The following is a 20,757-nucleotide window of genomic DNA, read 5'->3' as shown; positions in this document are numbered from 1 at the left end:
GCCCCATTAGCGGAACGGCGGCTCATTGAAGGTGCGCAATTTACGCGAATGCAGTTGATCGCCCTCTGCCCGCAGCAAATCTATCGCCCGAATACCAATCTGCAAGTGCTCAGAGATCGCCCCTTCATAGAAGTGGTTGGCCTGCCCGGGTAATTTTATCTCACCATGTAGCGGCTTATCGGAAACACAGAGCAAGGTGCCATAAGGCACGCGGAAGCGATAACCTTGCGCCGCGATGGTGGCGCTCTCCATATCCACCGCCACCGCCCGACTTAAGCTAAAGCGCAGTGCGGAAGCAGAAAAGCGCAGTTCCCAGTTACGATCGTCAGAGGTCACCACCGTGCCGGTTCTCAGCCGCTGTTTTACCTCGACACCCGGCATACCGCTGACCATTTTAGTGGCGTCATACAGTGCCCGTTGCACCTCGGCGATGCTGGGGATCGGGATATCTGGCGGCAGCACCGCATCCAGCACATGGTCGTCACGCAAATAAGCATGGGCCAAAACATAATCGCCAATGGCCTGACTCTCACGCAGACCACCGCAGTGCCCTATCATCAACCAGGCATGAGGCCGCAACACCGCCAGATGATCACAGATGGTTTTGGCATTTGATGGGCCTACACCAATATTCACCAGCGTAATGCCATGCCCACTCTCCGCGATTAAGTGATAGGCCGGCATCTGATGCTTTTTCCATGCCAGATCAGAGGTGGTTCTCTCTGGATCGGCATTTTCCGTCGTGATGTAGCTGCCACCGGCGCAGGATAGCGCTTGGTAGGGGCTGGTTGGGTCCAGAATTTGTTCGCAGGCCCAACTGACAAACTCATCAACGTAGCGGCTGTAATTGGTAAACAGAATATAGGGCTGAATATCTTCTGCTGGCGTGCCGGTGTAGTGTTTCAGCCGCGCCAGTGAAAAATCGGTGCGCAGCGCATCGAAATGCGATAGCGGAAAATCGGCCGAACCGGTATCAATGCCATCAGTGATGCTATCACCAATTTTTGATAGATCAGTGGTCGGGAAGTGTTGAGCCAGCCCCGCCGTCATTGAGCGGTCAAGCACCAGGTCGGAACCGTCGATAACAAAAGGGTATGGCATCTCTTGTTGTGACGGTGTCACTTCAAACCTCGCGCCGTACTCACTCTCCAGTAACGTCAGTTGCTCGGTCAGATATTCGCGAAACAGCGCGGGCCGCGTCACGGTGGTGCTGTATTGGCCCGTGCGTGAGAAACGCCCATAGGCGCGGGTGCGTTGATGGTCACGGAATCGGCCATCCCAACTGACACTCAGTTGCGGGTACGAAAACAGCCCCTTGGCCCGCTCACCCACATCAGGCAATCTACCGTCGTGAATAAATGCACTGATAGCATCACGTAATGCCGTCAGCGCCGACTGGTATAAACTCTCCAGTTGATCAATCGCCTCGGTGGCTGAGAGATGGGTCGTCGCTTGTGATTGATTCAAGATAACTCCTTGCAATACGTGTAAAGGCGGTGATGAGTTTACCCTACACCGCAATGCAGCAAAATGCGCTATTTCACAGCAAACTTATTGAGTTAGGGCCAACCTCTCGGCGCAGCTTTTCATTACCCTCATCCTGTGGCGATCCCACTTTGCCCGCTAAACAACGGCCGATTTTGCCACTTATTCCGGCGTTTGATTTCCTTTATCAGCACTAAAGTAGTGGTTGTCGCAGATAGCACACTATTTTCTGCCTTGCTCTTCTTACAAAGGTCTCTTTTGCGTGGCGAAATCATTTTTACGCAGTGGTAGTTTGGACGATATTCTGGCGTTGGGCGAAAACGGGCAGCCGGTTTATGTCTCAGCGCTGCAGATTAGAGAGGCATTGCGCCTTAAAAAACAACAGCATATTGCTGATTGCCTCGCCATTCCTCAGCTCAATGAGCAAGGTGACCGCATTGATTGGTACGCCCCCATTGAAGGTAAAGTGACCTCATGGCTGGCGGCCAGTAACGCGGAGCGCAAAGCGGCGATTAAGCAGCTGTCAGTCTGTCTGGCGAGCGCCAGTGATTTGTGTCAACGTGCGCAAAAATCAGACCAAGCCGCCCAGCGACTGTTTGGCGTGTTACTCGCCAAAACCATGCAGTTCCCTGATCAGAGCTACCTCTATTTGGTGGCGGGGAAACCGGTGCTGAGCTTCTGGGGCTTTGTCGGTCAGGATAAAAAGCCGCGCACTGACCCACTCGATTGCTTACGTCAAACCGCAGAGATCATTGAGCCGCCAATCACCGCGCTGAGTGCCGCACCGCTGGCGCCAGTGGTCACCCCGGTCGCCCCACCGCCGCCAGCGCCAGAAGTGCCACCCGCTCCGCTGCCGGCCACTGAACCCGCACCCGCTGTAGATCCGGTCAAAAAAACCGGCCGTTGGCTGCGATTTAGTTGGGCGCTGCCTGTATTGGCATTAGTTATCGCATTAATAGTGCAATTTAGTGGCGGAATGACTGAGCAGCCATCTGCGGTGCCTGCGGTCAAAGCGGCCGAAGTCCAAACCGCAGCCGCTGAACCGCAAAATAGGGTTGCCGCCCCTGAAGCCAACAGGACTCAACCGCCGCTGGCACCACAACTCCCATTGAACCCTGCCACCGTGATCTCTGCACCCAGCGTGGCGGAAGCTGCCGCAATCCCGGCTGTGAGTGCCGCGGAGAGTAAAACGGCGCTGATCTTGCCTTTTGAGGCCGTCAAAGTGGGTTCAACCGCCTTCCTTAATGGTAACTGGCGGGTCACTCCCGAGATTAAAGCCGCCCAAACAGGTAGAGCACCCAGCTTGAGATATCAGATTAACAATGGCAAAGGCACAGCAAAAATCACCCATGGTGATAATGTCACTTGCCGTGCCAACATCACCGCCGGCGTGATGAAGTCAGGTAATTTGGTGATCAATAGCCGCTACCGGGCGCAGTGCAGCGATGGCTCTAAATATCAAATACCGGAGATTGTCTGTAAGCAAGGTGTGAGCGGCGTTGCTGAGTGCAAAGGCCGATATGATGCCAATACGACCCTTCCCATGACGATGAAGCGTGAGACTAAATAATATTATGCTGGCAACCATCACTGATTATAAACAGAAAATCACGCTGATTCAGGACAGTGGCATCCAGTTTCTGGACTTCGCGTTAAAGCCCGCAATTGATAGCGAACTGCCAAATAAATTTGTGCGTAAAAGCGCCAATGGCCCGCTACTGCGCCTGAACTACCATCCCGACAATGGCAAATATTCGCTGTTGGTGCCCGGTGCCGCCCCTGAGATTGTGAAGCCTGAATTTAGCTTTCCGCTGGAGCAGTCGCTGCAGCTACTGAACAAGATCTGGCTGCCGCTGCCATTTTTGCGTTTTAACCCGCCGCGCACCTTTCTTAATGGGCCGGACAACTGGGCCAGAGTGCAAATCTTACTCTTGGAGACGCCGGATCAGGATGGCAATACATTACGGGTCACCATGGCCTTTGATACCAAAGCTTACCCTGAAGGTCACGCCAATGAGTCTCTGGCCCCCAATGAGAACGACATCAAAAGCGGATTAAGTTTTGCGCTGGCTTACCATAATGAAGAGCTGGCGGAGTTTCTTGATTTGACCTGGGTCGACGGCTGGCTACGGGAAGTGTTTACCCAGCAAGCCGGCGAACAAGAAGCGCGCAGTGCCCGGCATATCACCGCCTCGTTGCGGGAGTTTGAGTATCAAGCGCACTACCTTAACCTGCTGGAGTTACTGGGCAGTCAGATTGGCGTGCCTGAGATCAAAATCAATGCCCGCAGCGGGCAACAGCCAGTGGTCAATGTCGATCTGATTCTTGATGTCGGCAACTCCCATACCTGCGGTATTTTGGTGGAAGATCATCATGATGAGAGTCATGGGCTGCAACAGAGCTATGAGCTACAGATTCGTGATTTGAGCGAGCCTCACTCGCTGTATAACGAGCTGTTTGAGAGCCGGGTTGAGTTCGCCCAGGCGAAGTTTGGTAAGCAGAATTTCTCCGTCGAGAGTGGTCGTGATGATGCCTTTATCTGGCCGGCCATTACCCGTGTTGGCCGCGAAGCCAGCCGTATGGCGCTGCACCGATTAGGCACCGAGGGGTCTACTGGCCTCTCCAGCCCACGGCGCTACTTGTGGGATGAAGAGAGTTACGCGCCGGGTTGGCGCTTTAATGAAACAGCAACGGCGCAGACAGATGAGCCGCCCGCCACGGCACTGCCGCTGACCCATCTGCTCAATGATGAGGGTCAACCGCTGTATAGCTTACCGCTGGATGAACGGCTGCCGGTCTTTTCCCCCCATTATAGCCGCAGTTCATTGATGACATTAATGCTGTCAGAGCTACTGGCGCAAGCGCTGATGCAGATCAACAGCGCGGCGCAACGGCTAAAGATGCCCCATAGCAATGCACCACGGCAACTGCGCGCCATCATTCTGACGTTGCCCTCCGCCATGCCAAAACCGGAGCGCGAAATTTTCCGCCGTCGGATGCATGAAGCCATTGCCTTAGTGTGGAAATCCATGGGCTGGCACCCGGCAGATGATCCTTTTGCCTCCGCGTCAGACCGCGCCAAAAGCCAAATTCCGGTGCCAGGCGTGCAGATGGAGTGGGACGAAGCGACTTGCGGTCAGATGGTCTATCTCTATAACGAAACCCAGGTTAATTTCGGCGGTCGCACTGCCGCCTTCTTTGCCAGTATGGCGCGGCCCGATAAGCAGTTGGCCGCCGGTGAAGTGGCCGGAAAAACCGTGCGTATCGCCTCGATTGATATTGGCGGTGGCACCACGGATCTGGCGATTACGCAATATTGGCTGGATGATGGTGTTGGCAATAATGTCAAAATCAGCCCGCGTCTGCTGTTTCGCGAAGGATTCAAAGTGGCGGGTGACGATATCTTGCTGGATGTTATTCAGCTCTATATTTTGCCAGCCTTGCAGGCGCGATTGAAAAAAGCGGCGGTCACCAATAGTGATGCGCTGATGGATAAATTATTTGGCAATGATGGCCGGATGGATGGGCAATCGACACTGCGTCAGCAATCGACACTACAGATATTTATGCCCATCGGGCGGGCCATTTTGGCAGCCTATGAAAACTTTGATCCGCTAGATGCAAATGCCGAGATCGAAGCCAGCTTCGGCGAACTATTACTGCAACGCCCGACCCAAAAAGTGTTGGATTACATTAACAGTGAAGTTCAGCGTGAGCTGCCGGCCGATGCCGGAGAGTTTGATATTTTGCAGTTGCCGTTGGTGCTGAAGCTGAGCAAATTGCACGGCGAGTTCTTATCTCACCGCATGAGTATTACGCAAAATCTGCGTTCACTCTCGGAAGTGGTTTCGCTCTACGCCTGCGACGTGCTGCTGTTGACCGGCCGTCCGGCGCGCTTCCCCGGGATTCAGGCGCTATTTCGCCATCTACAACCGTTGCCCAATAATCGTATTCTCTCGCTGGATGGCTACCACACCAGTGATTGGTATCCGTTTAACAAGCATGGCCGCATTGATAACCCAAAATCCACCGCCGCAGTGGGGGCGATGCTCTGTTTGCTGGCGCTCGATTTGCGCCTGGCCGGTTTTTACTTTAAAGCGGGCGATTTCCAACCCTACTCAACCATCCGCTATCTGGGCATGTTAGATAGCCGCGACGCGCTGAGCGAAGAGAATGTTTACTATCGCGATATCGATCTGGATAGCCGCGATTTTGCCTTGCCCACCGAGAGCCGTTTTCAGGTAACAGGCGCGTTGTGCCTGGGGTTCCGTCAGCTTGACAATGATCGCTGGCCCGCCTCGCCGCTCTACACCCTGTCGATTGTCGATCAAGAGCTGGCGCGTAAAGTTGCCGGTGACAGTGTGTTGCACGTTAGGTTAAAACTGACGCAAGGTGAAGCGCAACAATCTGATAAACAAACTGAAAATAGCCCCGAGCGTTTTGAGATAGCCGATGCGGTGCTGCAAGATGGCAGTCCGGTTCCGCTGCATCATCTGCGCCTCAAGCTAAACACATTAGCCAGCCATGGCTCAGGATCAACCCATTATTGGATTGATAGTGGGAGCGTATTTAGAAAATGAGATCATTAACCAACCAGCAGCTCAATCACCAACTTCAGCAGATAACCCAAGGCATAGACCAGGCGATTGATTGGATGAGTGATGCCCGCCAACACGCCATGCGGCTGGATATTGAAGCTGACCTGCTGACCATTAAACTGCGCCGCCATCACCATCAGGCGCGGCAGTTGTCAGATAGCGCATTGACCGCCATGAGTATCGGCTTTTTCGGCCACTCCGCCGCAGGAAAACAGCACCTTATTTCAGCACTGGTGGCGGATGGCAATGGCCGACTGGAGACCTCGCTCGGCGGCAAAACTCTCGATTTTTGGCAGCAAGTCAAGCCGGGATATCAGGCCAGTGGCGTAGTGACCCGCTTTAGCTATCAGGCGGCGGTCAATCATGCAAGCCATCCGGTGCTGCTCTCCTTACTGAGGGAAGTGGATATTGTCACCTTGGTGATAGGGGCCTCTCTGCTAGATAATCAGCAGGATGAGCAACGGCATGCACTGGATGAACAACATATTGCCGATCACTTGCAGCAACTGATCATGCGCCGCCAGCCGCTGGCCATCGCCGGGATCAGCGGTGATGAGGTGATTAGGCTGTGGGATTATCTGGCCCGCCATGATGCGCCACATCAGCAGATACTGAACTCTCACTTCTGGCCGGTGGCCATTGAGTTAGCCCCCTATCTTAGCATTGATGATCGCGCCCGTTTGTTCTCGGTGCTCTGGGCAGAACGCCCGCCATTGACGGAGGCTTATCGTCATTTTGCCTATACGCTGCAACATTTGGGCGGTGCGGCCCAAGTATTGGCCCCACTTAGCGTGTTAGTCGACGATATGTTACTGCCAGCCAATGGCATCATGAATGTCGCGACCCTCGATGACCTGAACACCCCTGCGGATACTCATATTCAGGTGCTGCCATGGGTTAATCATCAGGCGGGTAATTCAGTGACGTTGTCACTTGCCGAACTGACGCTGTTAGCTGTTGAGCTACAGATCCCACTATCAATGCCCGCCACTGATAATATCTTTGCATCCGTCGATCTATTGGACTTTCCCGCTGTTAACCCCAGCTTCAATGCAGCGGCCCCCCTTGATCACCACGTTTATCCGCTAGCGGCACTGCTATCACAGGCTAAAAATAGCTACTTACTGGAGCGCTACACCGACCAGCAGCAAATTAACCTATTGTTGGTCTGCAATGCGGCGACTCAACGCGCCGAGGTCAAAGTGGTCGGTAAGGCGCTGGACTATTGGGTTAAGCAGACGCAAGGTGAAAATGCGCAAGTGCGTAGCCGCCGCAACCCAGGGTTAATCTGGGCGCTGACCCCTTTTGATCAGCGCATCACCTCAGATCAATCAGTGGCGGGCGCGACGAATTACGACGAAGCGGTGCAACGATATGTCGGTAACCCCGGCGACAGCTGGGGCACCCTGCTGGCACTGGATAGCCGGGGGATTGAGCGCATGGTCACTTACCTGACCCAAGAGATTCGGCGTGATATCAAAACAGAACGTATCAATGAACAACTCATTGAGTTACAACGGGAATTGACCGAGAACCTGCTGGCGGACTGGACACAATCGGCGGCCAGTGAATCACAACAAAAACAGCGGATCGCCGAAACTTTGCTCAAAGCATTGCAAACGCGCACCGGCCTGCACGGCGAGTTACTGGAGCGGTTGTTACCCTGCCGCGATGAGTTACGTGCGCTCTATTTACAGCAGCCCGACTCACGGCAACCGCAACATCGAAGCGCCGAGTTGAGCTTAACTGCGGTCAACCCCGAGCCATTTAGTATCGGTATTGATATCGACTTATTCAGCGACCTGCCCTTGTCGCCTGAAGTAGAGCGGTCAATGACCCCCGCCGCCGGCTATGATTATGAAACCGAATATGCGGCGAGGGTGCAGCGCTATTGGATCAACCACCTGCGGCAGTTGCCAGATAATGGCCCATTAATTGAGCTATTGGGGATCAGCAAACCGACCCTTGAGTTGCTGGTTGCGGAGCTGATTACCGCGAGCATTCGATTGGATATTGCCGGGCAGTTGGTCACGATATTGGCGGACAGCGAGCAAGTGGGTCTGCACCACGAAGCGAAAGCGGATCGCCAGGTCTCGCGCGCCCTGACCATTTTGGGTGATTTTGTTGCCTGGCTCGGTTTCTTGCAAATCAGTGAAGCACAACGCCCTGATAGCCGCATTAATCGCGGCGCGAAGATCTTTGCTCAGCCGCCTAAATCAGCCACACCACTGGGAGCCGCTCAGCGATTAACCAAATTAGCCCACACGCCGACCAATAATACGGCATTTTATATTTATGACTGGCTGGTTGGCTTAGGTGAAATCATTATTCAGAACGAGGGGTATTCAGCCAGCCGTGAAATAACGGCGCACCATCGCCAACAATTAGCGGCAATTTTTATGCTTTTTAAAACAGATTGTTCAAAACAGATTACTCAAAACAGACTAATATCACCACTGGGTAAATAGTGAGAATCACAGCCGTGGTAGCGTAAATATTGGGTAGCGCAGATCTTTTGTAGCGTAAATATAGCACCATCACTCCCGATCTATATCGGGAGTGCATAACCATAATTAGCCATTGCAGAGCTGACCGTTAGAGTATCAGCAGATATTTTTCGACTAGCGCATACAAAATAGCGGCGGTTTCAATATCGACTTCGCCGTCATAATTATTCGGCCTAAAGTGTAACTGAAATGCCCGGACTAAGTCGTGGTAGCCTAACTCACTGCTGGCAATAGTGGCGTCATAACCATAAGTGCCGAAGTGCGCGACTATTTCCGCTTTGTTCGGTAACCCCTCAGCGGTAAATTCCTGAATAAATTTCTCTTTAGTCTCGGGGTCATACCAGGCACCAATACCCTCTTCATATAGCTCTTGCCAGGGGAACTCGGGGCCGGGATCACTCTTACGAGTAGGGGCAATATCAGAATGAGCCACCACATTTACCGGCGAGATCTCGGGGTAGCGTTGTAAAATATTGGCCGCCAGCTGTTTTACCGCCGCAATTTGCACCGCAGTATAAGGCGGGAAATGCCAAACACCTTTATTTTCAGTGGCTAAATTGACGATTTCAATACCAATGGAGGTGTCGTTGAGATTGGTGCGCTCTGCCCAACTACTGACTCCCGCATGCCATGCGCGGGCATTTTCATCCACCAGATTAAATATCTGCATATCTTTAAATCCGGCCTGAATATAACTTTCATCGGTAATATCTGGCACCAAATATTGAACACTGACGTTATCTCCGGTTAGGGACTTTATTGAACCTTCAAAATTTTCAGCGGTGTAGTGTAAAACTAAAAATCGTACACGGGAGTTAAAGGATTTAACAGCACGAAAACTATTATAGTCAATCATATACATATGAAGCTCCTTGGACTTATACCTTAATCCAGATGAAAAAGTTAACTGCGAAATATTTAGGCTTATTGATTCTTAACGCAGCGAGCACTTTTCTTGCTAGAAAAGAGTTCTAATTTTAATGGCTGAATTTTAAACATGACATCAACAAAGGCTAACTGAGTAGCATTGACTTATAATAAAATAGATCCCTACCCCACTAAATTATAACAACAGCCTCTATTTAAATTTAAGCAAGATAATTTCACCACACCTCATCCCGTGATTAGGCTAATAATAACCTGCCACTCTAATGATGTGGCTGCTATTTTGAAAATGCAGCTAAATTAAATGATTTATTAGCTAATAAAATTAATTTCATTATATAAACTTAAATCTTGCGCCATATAATTTACCCGTCTACGTTTAAAACTCTTACTCATATAACACGGTTATTGAATCATGATTAGTAACACTGCAAATAAGTTGCAAGAAGAGTTATTAGACTCCCGATTTGGTTCGCAAGCCTCTCGCTATATTGCTGAGTCGAGCCATTTCCCGTTAAAAGAGATGCGCGAGGATATTGCTTTTCAAATTATTAGTGATGAACTTTATTTAGATGGTAATGCACGACAAAATTTAGCCACCTTTTGTCAAACTTGGGATGATGAATATGTTCATAGGCTAATGGATTTGTCGATTAATAAAAACTGGATCGATAAAGAGGAGTATCCACAATCAGCGGCCATCGATTTACGCTGCGTCAATATGCTGGCTGATCTTTGGCATGCGCCAAAGCCCATTAACGGCCAGGCCACAGGCACCAATACCATAGGTTCATCCGAAGCCTGCATGTTGGGGGGCATGGCGATGAAGTGGCGCTGGCGTAAAAAGCAGTTAGCTGCCGGTAAACCTACCGACAAACCTAATCTGGTCTGCGGCCCTGTGCAGGTGTGCTGGCACAAATTTGCCCGCTATTGGGAGGTGGAAATCCGCGAAATTCCGATGGAACCGGGAAACTATTTTATGGATGCGCAGCGCATGATTGCTGCCTGTGATGAGAATACCATAGGTGTTGTCCCTACTTTCGGCGTGACCTATACAGGAAACTATGAGTTTCCCGAACCGCTGCACCAGGCATTGGATAAGCTACAGCAAGAGAAAGGGCTAGATATTGATATTCATGTCGATGCGGCCAGTGGCGGTTTCCTCGCCCCTTTTGTCGCCTCAGAGATCAAGTGGGACTTTCGTCTGCCGCGAGTGAAATCCATCAGCACCTCAGGCCATAAATATGGTTTAGCCCCGCTGGGCTGCGGCTGGGTTATCTGGCGTGATCAAGCCGCACTGCCGGATGAGCTGATCTTTAATGTGGATTATCTCGGCGGGCAAGTAGGCACTTTTGCTATCAATTTCTCCCGCCCTGCCGGGCAGGTTATCTCTCAATATTATGAATTTATCCGATTGGGTCGCGAGGGTTATACCAAAGTGCAACAAGCGGCCTATCAGGTCGCACACTTCTTAAGTCAGGCGATTGCGCCATTGGGCCCCTATGAATTTATCTGCACCGGTGATCCTAAAGAGGGGTTACCCGCCGTGTGCTTCAAAATTAAAGCGGGCGCTAACCCGGGTTATACCCTGTATGACCTCTCTGAGAGATTGAGGTTGCGAGGTTGGCAAGTGCCCGCCTTTACCCTAACCGGTCATGCCAGCGATATTGTGGTGATGCGAATTATGTGTCGCCGCGGATTCGAAATGGATTTTGCCGCGCTATTACTGGATGACATTAAATACTCGCTCCACTATTTGCATGAGCACCCCGAACTCCATGGCGTTGCCCAACAGAATAGTTTCAAGCACACCTAGAACTTGCCAGCTTAATTGCAGAAATTAAAGGATGGATATCTATGGCAAATAATCAATCCAGGCCGATGGCTACCAAAAAACTCGGCATCGCCACATTAGCTATTATGAATATTGTTGCCGTTGTCAGTTTAAGAGGCTTACCCGCTGAAGCTGAATACGGATTAAGTTCTATTTTTTACTATATTTTCGCCGCCATTTTTTTTCTTATTCCCGTCTCTCTGGTGGCAGCTGAATTAGCGACCGGTTGGCCTGAAAAAGGGGGCGTCTTTCGCTGGGTCGGTGAGGCTTTTGGCCCCCGCTGGGCATTTTTAGCCATGTTTATGCTCTGGATAGAGGTCACGGTTTGGTTCCCGACAGTATTAACTTTTGCCGCGGTCTCGCTGGCGTTTATTGGCCCCAATCAGCGCTGGGATGAGGCGCTATCGGCCAATAAATTCTTCGTACTGAGCATTGTGTTAATTGTCTATTGGCTGGCGACCTTTATTGCCTTTAAGGGGGTTGCCACCTTTGCCAGAGTATCCAAATGGGGCGGTATTATCGGCACCATCATTCCCGCCATTATTCTGATTATTTTGGGGTTTACTTATCTGTTTGCAGGCGGAACGCCACAAATAACACTGGCATGGGATGAAGTTATCCCTGATTTTTCCAATTTTAACAATATTGTTTTAGCCGCTAGTATTTTTCTGTTCTATGCCGGCATGGAGATGAATGCAATTCATGTTAAGGATGTGGATAATCCTAATCGTAATTATCCCATTGCCATTATGTTATCCGCGCTGGGAACCGTGATTATTTTTGTCTTTGGCACTCTCGCCATCGCTTTTATTATTCCGAAAGCTGATATTAATCTGACGCAAAGTATTCTGGTGGCCTATTCAGATATGTTCCAGTGGGCCGGATTGCACTGGCTCAGCCCGATAATGGCGATTGCGTTGGCTATCGGGGTCTTGGCCGGAGTGGTAACCTGGGTCGGCGGCCCTTCAACCGGGCTATTGACCGTGGCAAAAGCCGGTTATTTACCCCGCTGGTGGCAACATACCAACAAGAATGGCATGGCAACACATATTTTATTATTACAGGCGCTGATCGTCTCTCTATTATCAATATTGTTTGTCATCTTACCTTCGGTGCAAGCGGCATTTCAGATCCTCAGCCAATTAACCGTTATTCTCTATCTCATTATGTATATCCTGATGTTTAGCGCCGCCATCTATCTGCGCTATAGCCAATCACAACGCCCTCGCCCCTATCGTATTCCTGGTGGGGATATTGGTATGTGGGTAATTGGTGGCGCTGGATGGATTGGTTCAATTTTGGTTTTCCTGCTCAGTTTTGTGCCACCCAGTCAAATTGCCATCGGCAGCCCAGAAACTTATGTCGGCATCTTAATTATCGCCACTCTGTTCTTCTTTATTTTACCGCTGCTGATTTATGCGGCGCGTAAACCCCATTGGCGTGATGAAAAAACTGATTTTGCCCCCTTTACCTGGCAAGCGGCAAATAGCCATCCCGGCCTGCCCGCAGAGAGGTTAATAACTAAGGAGAACATGAGCATTCAGGGTGAGACTATAGATTAGAAAACATAAAAACCAGAGTAATCAACGGGCTGATAACTGCAACTCACTGTGGAGTGGGATGATGAAACCTGACTTAAAAGTGCTGCAACACAGCGTCAATAAAGCGCATCGACAATATTCAACCACCGCTGGCGGGAGTAACGCCAATTATATTCCCTATCTGGCCAGTGTCCCATCATCATTAGTTGGCCTGGCGGCGGTGACCATTGATGGCGATATTATTGCGGCAGGTGATACAGAATATCGCTTTGCCATCGAATCTATTTCTAAAATATGTACACTCGCACTGGCACTGGAAGATGTCGGCCCGCAGCAAGTACAAGAAAAAGTCGGCGCTGATCCTACGGGCTTACCCTTTAATTCAGTTATGGCGCTTGAATTACATCAGGGCAAACCGTTATCACCACTGGTCAATGCCGGTGCAATGTCCACCGTGAGCATTATTCAAGCCAATAGTAGCGAGGCGCGTTGGCATGATATTCTGCAAATCCAGCAACAATTATCCGCAGCCCCCATTAGTTTATCCGATGAAGTGAATCAATCGGAACAGACAACCAACTTTCATAATCGGGCCATTGCCTGGTTACTCTACTCTGCCGGCACGATGTATTGTGACCCGATGGAGGCGTGCGAAGTTTATACCCGCCAATGCTCAACATTGCTAAATACCATTGAGCTGGCAACTATCGGCGCCACCTTGGCTGCCGCTGGCATTAATCCTATCAGCAAATTGCGGGTATTAACTGCCAGTAACATCCCCTTTATTTTGGCTGAGATGACGATGGAGGGCTTATATGGTAGCTCCGGTGATTGGGCATACAGTGTCGGCTTACCGGGTAAAAGTGGTGTCGGCGGGGGAATATTAGCGGTGGTTCCAGGGGTGATGGCCATTGCCGGGTTTTCACCGCCGTTAGACTCTATCGGCAATAGTGTTCGCGGACAGAAAATGGTGGCTCATGTGGCAAAAGCGCTGGGGTATAATCTGTATAAGGTGTGACTCAGAACGGATAGCTAATTTTAAATTGGCCGTTGCGGTAATATGCCGTTAACGGCCTCTTCTGGCTAACAGAGTCGGTTAATTACGCCAGCAATAACTTCTGTAATTCAGCTAATGAGCTGACTTGATAGCGTGGTGAAATATCATCATCCAGTGCGGCCCCATGCATATTGAGCCAGCAGGTATCAATACCGGCATTAATACCGCCCTGAATATCCGAATGGAGGTTATCTCCCACCATCAGAATCTGATCTTTCGCCGGATGATTCATTAAATTAAAAGCATACTCAAAGATCGCCACATCAGGTTTAGCTGCCCCAACCTCTTCAGAAATAATGAGCGGAGAGAAGATATCTTTTAAGCCAGTGCGCTCTAACCGAATGGTCTGTAATCCGGTAAAACCATTGGTAATGATGCCCATATTCACTTTACCGCTCAGCGCATCGACCAACTCACGGGCGCCCGGTAATAATGAACAGATATCAGCCATCGCCACTAAAAACTCACTGTTCAGCCGCGTTGCCGCCACACCTAATTTTTCCGACCACATTTCAAAACGGGTATTTTGTAATTCACTGGCAGATATCTTACCGTCCTGATAATCAACCCACAGAGGCTTATTAACCAATTGATAGTGATCGAAATCCTGCACGGAGAAATCCACATTAAAGCGCGAAAACATCAGCTTTAACCCTTGATAAGCATCAAAGTGAAATAAAGTTTCATCCGCATCGAACAATATCCATTGGTATTTCATCACTGTTATCTCTCTAATATCATTAGGCGCGCTATGGTAGCGGCTATTACCGCTTAGCTCAAGCTACGCTGACTATCATATAAGCAGTGCTGCGGAGATATCCCGGTTAATGGCAATCGTCGCCTCGCCAGTGATGAGTGGCGCTTCAAATGCGGCTAAAATTTTGCGGTTAATCTCAACCAGCGCATCATCGAGTTTAACCTCCATATCTGCCGCAATATCAACCAACTTCTCACGCTCCCAAGTGTCACGTGAAATAAGCAATTTCAAGAAGGTAGCTGTGCTCTCAGCTAAATTAGCCGCGATGGCACTCATTGATTGTGGATGAATCTCTTCTGGGGTCTGCACCACGACATTTTCGGTGACAAATAGGTTTTCGAGCAATTTTACCAGATCCAGACTCTCACTCTTTAGCAGATTAATCCGATCGGTATTATTAATAATTTCAGCTGTTGGCGATGGTAGACTTAATGTCATTGGCGTAGCCCGACTATCAAGGTCGGTATAAACCCATTTGCTGTCTAAGGCAAAACGCTTATACACCCGCTCAAGGAATTTCACTTCTTGCGGGGTGATAGTTCCCTCAACTTGCATTAAGTGTGCCAGGAAACGCGCAATAGCACGGCGATTATCCAGCGAGAGCGGCTCTAGATTATTTTTCAGTGCCAACAAGGTGTTATTTTTTCTGATACCCGGTTGGAGATAGGCTTTTAGGCGCATACGCTGACCTGGGCTCAAATAACCCCAGGCATCAATATGCCGAGTTAAAATCAGTGACTCAGGCTCGCCGATATGCCCATCGATCATCACCGCAGCACAAGCGAGTTCCACTGCCAACATAGTGACACGATATGCGGCAAAGCTCGCAGATTCAGCCACCATCGATTCAATAGGAAATAGCGCCACAGTATCTTGCAGCACTGGAGTGCGATTATCCGCTCTGACATCAGGTTCAATACCCACTTGCAAAGAGGCGAGAGCAAAAGTGAGTGCCATCACCTGACTGCGAGTAATGCGCTCTAAGGGTTTGGTATCACACGCGGTGCTGAGCCGAAGAAAAATCTCCTCCAGTGTGATCAGCAATAAACCATAGCCCACTCTGGCTTTGATGCTCTCTAACTCAGTTTTTAATGTCGCAGACCACAAAGGTATCGGCATTAATAACTGCCCCTCCAGCGACATTTTTTTCTTTGGATTAACACTGGCGAAGCGGTTATAAATATCGAGGTCTTGCTGACAAGACTCAAATATTGCCCGTAGTTTATCTCGGTGAGCTTTGCATACAGCCACATTGGGCAACTCGCCCATTTGTTGGAAAAACTCTTGCCCCATTAACCCCGCAGAAGCTGGCCGGTAAAATATCAGTAGCCTGGTTTTATTAACGGGTAATAAAAATCCATCGCCATACTTCTCCTGATAACGCTGTTGAAACAGCGCGGAGAAAATATCAGCACAATGGGCCATCGAGACATTCTGGTTTATTGCCGGATCGGCTTCCCCCCAGGCAAGTGCCCAGGCTGCGGGCAATGGTTTTTGGTCAACAGCTAACTGCCCTAACCCAACCAGCAGTGCCAGCGGTAACTCCGTTGACGAATCCCGTGTGGGTGGCGGAGGCGACAAATAGAGTTTCTCTTCGATATTTACTCGAGAGAGATAAACTAATAAATTCTGCGCGTAGTGGTTGAACGCATTATTTTTTCCATAAATTCCTAACAGCCGGTTAATCTCTGCCTCAAGAGTAGGCAGTTCCCTTTTCGCCACGGGATCTATGGTGGCATCAACCAATATTCGGTGCTCTAAGCCATAGAAAAATAAGAAAACATAACCAATCTGCGCTGTAGGCGATTTACGACCTTCTGATAACCACTGTAAATAGGCTCGTCTTGCTTCCGGTGAGCATGTCGAATAGTCGGGCGCATTATCAATCAGCGGTAATGAGATATCACTCTCTGTTTCCGCGACATCCATTGATGGATTAATAAATGCAGGCTCGGCACCGGTACGATTACTTTTGTATTTATTACCAATGTAAACCATGCCATCCGGCAAGTTAATTCCGGCGACCACCGCCAGTTCACCAGGACGCAGCCATGATGCACGGGCTAGAGAACCGCGGGATATTTCGGGCTGTTTCGCCTCAGGTTTGCTGGCCTCTTCCACGGGTGGATTTTGCTTAGTGTTATTGTTATCCGTGGTATGTTCCGGTTCCAGTTGCGAAGGGGTTATCGGGTAATCCCCCAGATCGGGGATAGCGGCAGTTTTCTGCATGTCACTGCTAATCACTGGACTCAGGCGGGGCTTAGCCCCTTTGAGGTTTTGCCAAACAAAAAATAGGCATAAGATAGCCGCGCTTAGTGCAATCCACGCCTCTCTTGGGATTCCGGTGATCAGCCCTAAAACGACTATCAGTAGGATAACCCAGCCAGTACCGGTAGATTTTCTCTTAGCCACGATGCTTTATATGCCCCTATCTTAAACTGCTAATTTTTATACTGCCTTTAATGGCGATTTTTAATAAAAAATTCTTTTTATACACGCTTTAGTTAGCAATGGATTAGAGTAAAAAAGCGTATAAAAAGCCTTAATTTGTACTTAAGTCAAATTTATAGGTTAAGTAATAAGTCAGTTTTAAATTTAAATATTGTCCAGACAACAATACAGTAGGCTTAAGCCTCTAATAAATCAATTATGCCAGTTGATTATGCATTCAGCTAGTAAAGTCTATGCAACCATGGCATAAATTCCGTAGCTTTTGGTGAAACATCAACCCGTAACATTGAGCACCACGGTGGGATATATGCAGAAATTAGCTGAAATTATTAATATGGCCGCCCATCCAATCAACGATGCGCTGTTCATTGCACAGTGTAAGAGCACCCTTGAAACCTCCGGTGTACTGGTATTATCGGACTTTTTATTACCTCCGGTGCTGGCCAGCATTAAGCAGGAGGGGATCGAACAGCAGTATCAAGCCTATTATGCCGCTAATCAGCATAATGTTTATCTAACCAAGCCAGACCCCGCCTTCCCCGCCGACCATCCGCGAAATCGGTTAGTCACTTCGTCAAAAGGCTGTATTACCGATGAGGAGATCCCGGCGAATTCCGCACTACGAACACTCTATGACGCCAAAGATTTTCAAGATTTTCTGTGTGCTGTATTAGATGAAAATCAGCTCTATCCCTACGCAGATTCGCTTTCATCAATTAACTTACACTATGCCAGTCAAGGCCAGGAGCTGGGTTGGCATTTTGATAACTCGTCGTTTGCTATTACTTTATTGGTACAAAAACCTCAGGCCGGTGGCGTTTTTGAATATATTGAAGAGATGCGTGATGCCGATAATGGCGAGATGAATTACGCCGGCGTGGAACAATTATTAAATCAACAGATTGTCCCTAAAACATTGCAGATTGAACCCGGTGATTTGGTGTTATTCCGTGGGCGAAATGCTATTCACCGTGTCACCCCCACCCAAGGGGATATTACGCGCATGTTGGTGGTGTTGGCCTATAATGCACAGCCAAATATTGCGTTATCCGAAACGGCCAGAGTGACCTTTTATGGCCGCATTTAGTTTTTTATTGTGAGTTTTATGTCGCGGGCTTGCCCTGGCCCGCAATTAAAGCAATTGAAAACCAAGATACTTTCCATTTCCCCGCCCACCCCTAATAGAGATAATTAAGGTCATTGTATTGTCGGTGGTAGTAGCATGATTATGTTGGCAATTAAAACCAACACTTATATATCTGTTGATAGATAGGAGAAAATAATCATGTCAAATCAATATGAATTATTTAGTATTTCAAATGACAAATATGCGCCAACTGGAGACGCGAGTGTCCGCTACCCTCAATTATCTATTCGCACTAACCGTACTGCCGAGCGTTCAGATTTAAATGAAGTGATTAAAATCGCTGACAATGCTGCAAACCAGTTCCCTGCCGATGATAAAGAGAATCGAGCTAAGGCTGTTGTTAAAGTGCTGACGGAACTATTTGGTGGTGGTAGTTTTGGTCATGCTTGGATCATATTTTTTTATAGTGCTAAAAAAGGCGATTGTACCACCTATGCCTATCATGAAAAATATGGTTTTGTGAAAAATGGTATTGCATCCGATAGAAATGATAGCCCCGAGCGGAGGTTCCATCTGCAACGGACAGTACCTTTAACCGATCCTGGAAAACATCCAGCCACCTTGGAGGAAACTATTATTCCCAGATTAAATAAAGAAAGTTATGCAATTGCAAATATTATGGGTATGGAAGTGAAAGATCCAAAAAATGGGGCATATACGCCCATTAATAACTGCTCCTGGTTTGCTGGCAAACTGTGGAATTATGCCTCAGGTGAGAAATTGATATTTGAACAGGATTTTGATGGCGCTGCTCATGCCGATAACTGGGGGATGTCTTTCCTCTCTTTAGTTAAGAAAATTGCTGATCCGGGGATGATTGCTGAGAGCCTTGAGGCACAATAATCTGATGCAATAGCGGAAATAAAAACGAAAAATCCCGGCCATAACTATACCGGGATTGTTTAATCGCCATGGATGATGACTTATTTAATTGCCATGGCATCGCGCATGGTAAAGAACAGATCAGTTTGGTCCGTCAGACCCACAACATTTGCGGCGTGCGGGCCGTAAGCGGCGATACGTAATTGCGTACCGGTATGCCCTTGCGAATCATCTTCAGAGTTGCCGTAACTTATCGCCATTACCGCCCCATCTTTGGTGGTTAATGCCTGGGTCAAACCAGGCGCTTTAGCATCGGCTTCGATAATCTGGCTGGAGTGCGCATGGTCTGCCGTCACAATGACCAATGTATTACCGTCAGCGCGGGCAAACTCCAATGCTTTTTGCACCGCTTCGTCCAGATCGACAGTTTCACCAAACTGGCCGCAAGGGTTAGCTGCGTGGTCTTGCTTATCAATTGACGCCCCTTCCACTTGTAAGAAGAAGCCCTTCTCATTGGTTTTCAGCAGATCAATCGCTTTTTCCGTCATGACCGCTAAGGTTGGAACCTCTTTGGTGCGCTCAGCATTGTTTTCACAAACCACCGGCGGTTTATCTAGGTTGCCATGGTAGGAGGCTTTCGGCCCCTGCCAGCGCACCGGCATATTGCCGGCGCTGAATAGCCCCAACAGCGGTTTTTGTTGGTCAGCTTGTTTGATGGCATTCAGCTCATCAAGATTTTCGACAATCACATAACCTCGGGCCAAGGCTTGGTCACGTAAGGATTTATCTTTCCATTCACCCGCTTTGGCCACTTGGCTGAAGGATTTAGCGCCACCGCCGAGGGTGACATCAGCACGGCCGGCGATCAACTGCTCGGTAATGGAGCCACGTCCACCATTTTCCAGCGCATTAGTGCCGCACTTCTCACTGGTCTCTTCTGGGCCATAGCATTTTCGCCCAGTGACGTGAGCAAACTGCGCCGCAGGGGTGGCATCTTGCAATTCAGCGGTAGAGACATTGCCGGTTGCTTTGCCCGCTTTTTTAGCCAGTTCCAGTAACGTGACCTGATCTTTACCAAACACATCAACACCTAAGGCACCATTATAGGTTTTCACGCCGGATGACCATGCGGTAGCAGAGGCGGCGGAGTCAGTGACGTAATCCGGTTTTTGTGTTTTCTTATCTAATGAGTAGTGTGTGTATTGCCCCGTCAGCGGCAGGGCATCAATCCCTTTAAAGAAGCCGCCAGCGCCCATGGCATAGTTACGTGCCGAGGTGATTTCTGAATCCCCCATACCATCGCCAATCAGTAAAATGACGTTTTTCACTGTTTTATTGGAGAGCGAATCGCGAAGTGCCTGGGTTTGATCACCGGTCAAACGGCGCGCGCCACCAAATTGCGTGATATCCCCTTGGGCGCTGCGATCATATAGACCGGTGGCGGCAGCAATGGCATTGGGTGTGAATAACGTGCTACTTAGCATCAGGGTGGATAACGCGATCACGGATAGTGAATTACGACGGATAAAAGAGGATTCGCGGTTCTGCATCAGTATAATTCCTTGTTGTAAAACAGTAATACAGTTTGTATTAATTGGTTACAACGGATACTAGAACAAGCGAATGACGCTTTTATGACAGTCGATATTAATTATTCCTGCTGCTGTTAGGTT

The 20,757-nt window shown here is 49.1% G+C and carries 14 protein-coding genes; 9 read left to right on the top strand and 5 right to left on the bottom strand.

The window, feature by feature from the left end; translation table 11 throughout:
- Positions 1-6: 6 nt before the first annotated feature.
- On the bottom strand, positions 7-1,467 hold the full coding sequence (locus FFE93_RS10175; protein WP_005276696.1) for an AMP nucleosidase: 1,461 nt from the start codon (positions 1,465-1,467) through the stop codon (positions 7-9).
- 32 nt (positions 1,468-1,499) lie between these two features.
- On the opposite strand from FFE93_RS10175, the gene FFE93_RS21500 reads away from it, so the two are divergent.
- From FFE93_RS21500 to FFE93_RS10160, 4 genes are all read left to right on the top strand, one after another.
- Positions 1,500-1,682: a hypothetical protein gene (locus tag FFE93_RS21500; protein WP_032898380.1), complete on the top strand. Its 183-nt coding sequence runs from the start codon at positions 1,500-1,502 to the stop codon at positions 1,680-1,682.
- 65 nt (positions 1,683-1,747) lie between these two features.
- The gene (locus tag FFE93_RS10170; protein WP_005276694.1) at positions 1,748-3,055 is read left to right on the top strand and encodes an SrfA family protein; all 1,308 of its coding nucleotides are present in this window, start codon (positions 1,748-1,750) and stop codon (positions 3,053-3,055) included.
- A gap of 4 nt (positions 3,056-3,059) precedes the next feature.
- The gene (locus FFE93_RS10165; protein WP_138775223.1) at positions 3,060-6,065 is read left to right on the top strand and encodes a virulence factor SrfB; all 3,006 of its coding nucleotides are present in this window, start codon (positions 3,060-3,062) and stop codon (positions 6,063-6,065) included.
- Positions 6,062-8,551, top strand: a complete 2,490-nt coding sequence (locus FFE93_RS10160) for a putative virulence factor (RefSeq protein WP_049600311.1) — start codon at positions 6,062-6,064, stop codon at positions 8,549-8,551. The genes FFE93_RS10165 and FFE93_RS10160 overlap by 4 nt, the downstream gene beginning before the upstream one ends.
- Positions 8,552-8,678: 127 nt before the next feature.
- Here the strand turns inward: FFE93_RS10160 and FFE93_RS10155 are convergent, their stop codons facing one another.
- Positions 8,679-9,452, bottom strand: coding sequence for an N-acetylmuramoyl-L-alanine amidase (locus FFE93_RS10155; RefSeq protein WP_005276691.1), 774 nt, complete (start codon positions 9,450-9,452; stop codon positions 8,679-8,681).
- 438 nt (positions 9,453-9,890) lie between these two features.
- On the opposite strand from FFE93_RS10155, the gene FFE93_RS10150 reads away from it, so the two are divergent.
- The 3 genes from FFE93_RS10150 to glsA all read left to right on the top strand — a co-directional run bounded on the left by FFE93_RS10150 (position 9,891) and on the right by glsA (position 13,868).
- Positions 9,891-11,291, top strand: a complete 1,401-nt coding sequence (locus tag FFE93_RS10150; RefSeq protein ID WP_049600305.1) for a glutamate decarboxylase — start codon at positions 9,891-9,893, stop codon at positions 11,289-11,291.
- A gap of 41 nt (positions 11,292-11,332) precedes the next feature.
- A complete protein-coding gene (gadC, locus tag FFE93_RS10145) occupies positions 11,333-12,871 on the top strand; it encodes a putative glutamine/gamma-aminobutyrate antiporter GadC (protein WP_049600302.1) in 1,539 nt (512 codons plus the stop codon).
- Positions 12,872-12,932: 61 nt separating this feature from the next.
- Positions 12,933-13,868, top strand: coding sequence for a glutaminase A (gene glsA, locus FFE93_RS10140; protein WP_032898377.1), 936 nt, complete (start codon positions 12,933-12,935; stop codon positions 13,866-13,868).
- An 82-nt stretch (positions 13,869-13,950) separates the two neighbouring features.
- Here glsA and yjjG read toward each other — a convergent pair whose 3' ends face one another.
- On the bottom strand, positions 13,951-14,625 hold the full coding sequence (yjjG, locus tag FFE93_RS10135) for a pyrimidine 5'-nucleotidase (protein ID WP_032898376.1): 675 nt from the start codon (positions 14,623-14,625) through the stop codon (positions 13,951-13,953).
- Between the two features lie 75 nt (positions 14,626-14,700).
- A complete protein-coding gene (locus tag FFE93_RS10130; protein ID WP_049600295.1) occupies positions 14,701-17,076 on the bottom strand; it encodes a TerB N-terminal domain-containing protein in 2,376 nt (791 codons plus the stop codon).
- Between the two features lie 346 nt (positions 17,077-17,422).
- Here FFE93_RS10130 and FFE93_RS10125 point away from each other — a divergent pair, with 346 nt between their 5' ends.
- A complete protein-coding gene (locus tag FFE93_RS10125) occupies positions 17,423-18,202 on the top strand; it encodes a 2OG-Fe(II) oxygenase (RefSeq protein WP_138775092.1) in 780 nt (259 codons plus the stop codon).
- A 198-nt stretch (positions 18,203-18,400) separates the two neighbouring features.
- Positions 18,401-19,105, top strand: a complete 705-nt coding sequence (locus tag FFE93_RS10120; RefSeq protein ID WP_049600289.1) for a hypothetical protein — start codon at positions 18,401-18,403, stop codon at positions 19,103-19,105.
- 80 nt (positions 19,106-19,185) lie between these two features.
- Here FFE93_RS10120 and phoA read toward each other — a convergent pair whose 3' ends face one another.
- Positions 19,186-20,634, bottom strand: a complete 1,449-nt coding sequence (phoA, locus tag FFE93_RS10115) for an alkaline phosphatase (RefSeq protein WP_054872031.1) — start codon at positions 20,632-20,634, stop codon at positions 19,186-19,188.
- Positions 20,635-20,757 lie beyond the last annotated feature (123 nt).

Origin of the sequence: Yersinia sp. KBS0713 (genome assembly GCF_005937895.2) — a bacterium.
Taxonomy (GTDB): domain Bacteria; phylum Pseudomonadota; class Gammaproteobacteria; order Enterobacterales; family Enterobacteriaceae; genus Yersinia; species Yersinia bercovieri.
Note: the sequence above shows the minus strand (reverse complement) of the source record. Positions and strands in the feature narration are given on the sequence as shown.

Bases quoted from the DNA above. Each gene is read 5' to 3' on its own strand.
- FFE93_RS10165 (WP_138775223.1), top strand. From the start codon at position 3,060: ATGCTGGCAACCATCACTGATTATAAACAGAAAATCACGCTGATTCAG.
- FFE93_RS10120 (WP_049600289.1), top strand. From the start codon at position 18,401: ATGTCAAATCAATATGAATTATTTAGTATTTCAAATGACAAATATGCG.
- gadC (WP_049600302.1), top strand. From the start codon at position 11,333: ATGGCAAATAATCAATCCAGGCCGATGGCTACCAAAAAACTCGGCATC.
- FFE93_RS10160 (WP_049600311.1), top strand. From the start codon at position 6,062: ATGAGATCATTAACCAACCAGCAGCTCAATCACCAACTTCAGCAGATA.
- FFE93_RS10150 (WP_049600305.1), top strand. From the start codon at position 9,891: ATGATTAGTAACACTGCAAATAAGTTGCAAGAAGAGTTATTAGACTCC.
- glsA (WP_032898377.1), top strand. From the start codon at position 12,933: ATGAAACCTGACTTAAAAGTGCTGCAACACAGCGTCAATAAAGCGCAT.
- phoA (WP_054872031.1), bottom strand. From the start codon at position 20,634: ATGCAGAACCGCGAATCCTCTTTTATCCGTCGTAATTCACTATCCGTG.
- yjjG (WP_032898376.1), bottom strand. From the start codon at position 14,625: ATGAAATACCAATGGATATTGTTCGATGCGGATGAAACTTTATTTCAC.
- FFE93_RS10125 (WP_138775092.1), top strand. From the start codon at position 17,423: ATGCAGAAATTAGCTGAAATTATTAATATGGCCGCCCATCCAATCAAC.
- FFE93_RS21500 (WP_032898380.1), top strand. From the start codon at position 1,500: ATGAGTTTACCCTACACCGCAATGCAGCAAAATGCGCTATTTCACAGC.
- FFE93_RS10155 (WP_005276691.1), bottom strand. From the start codon at position 9,452: ATGTATATGATTGACTATAATAGTTTTCGTGCTGTTAAATCCTTTAAC.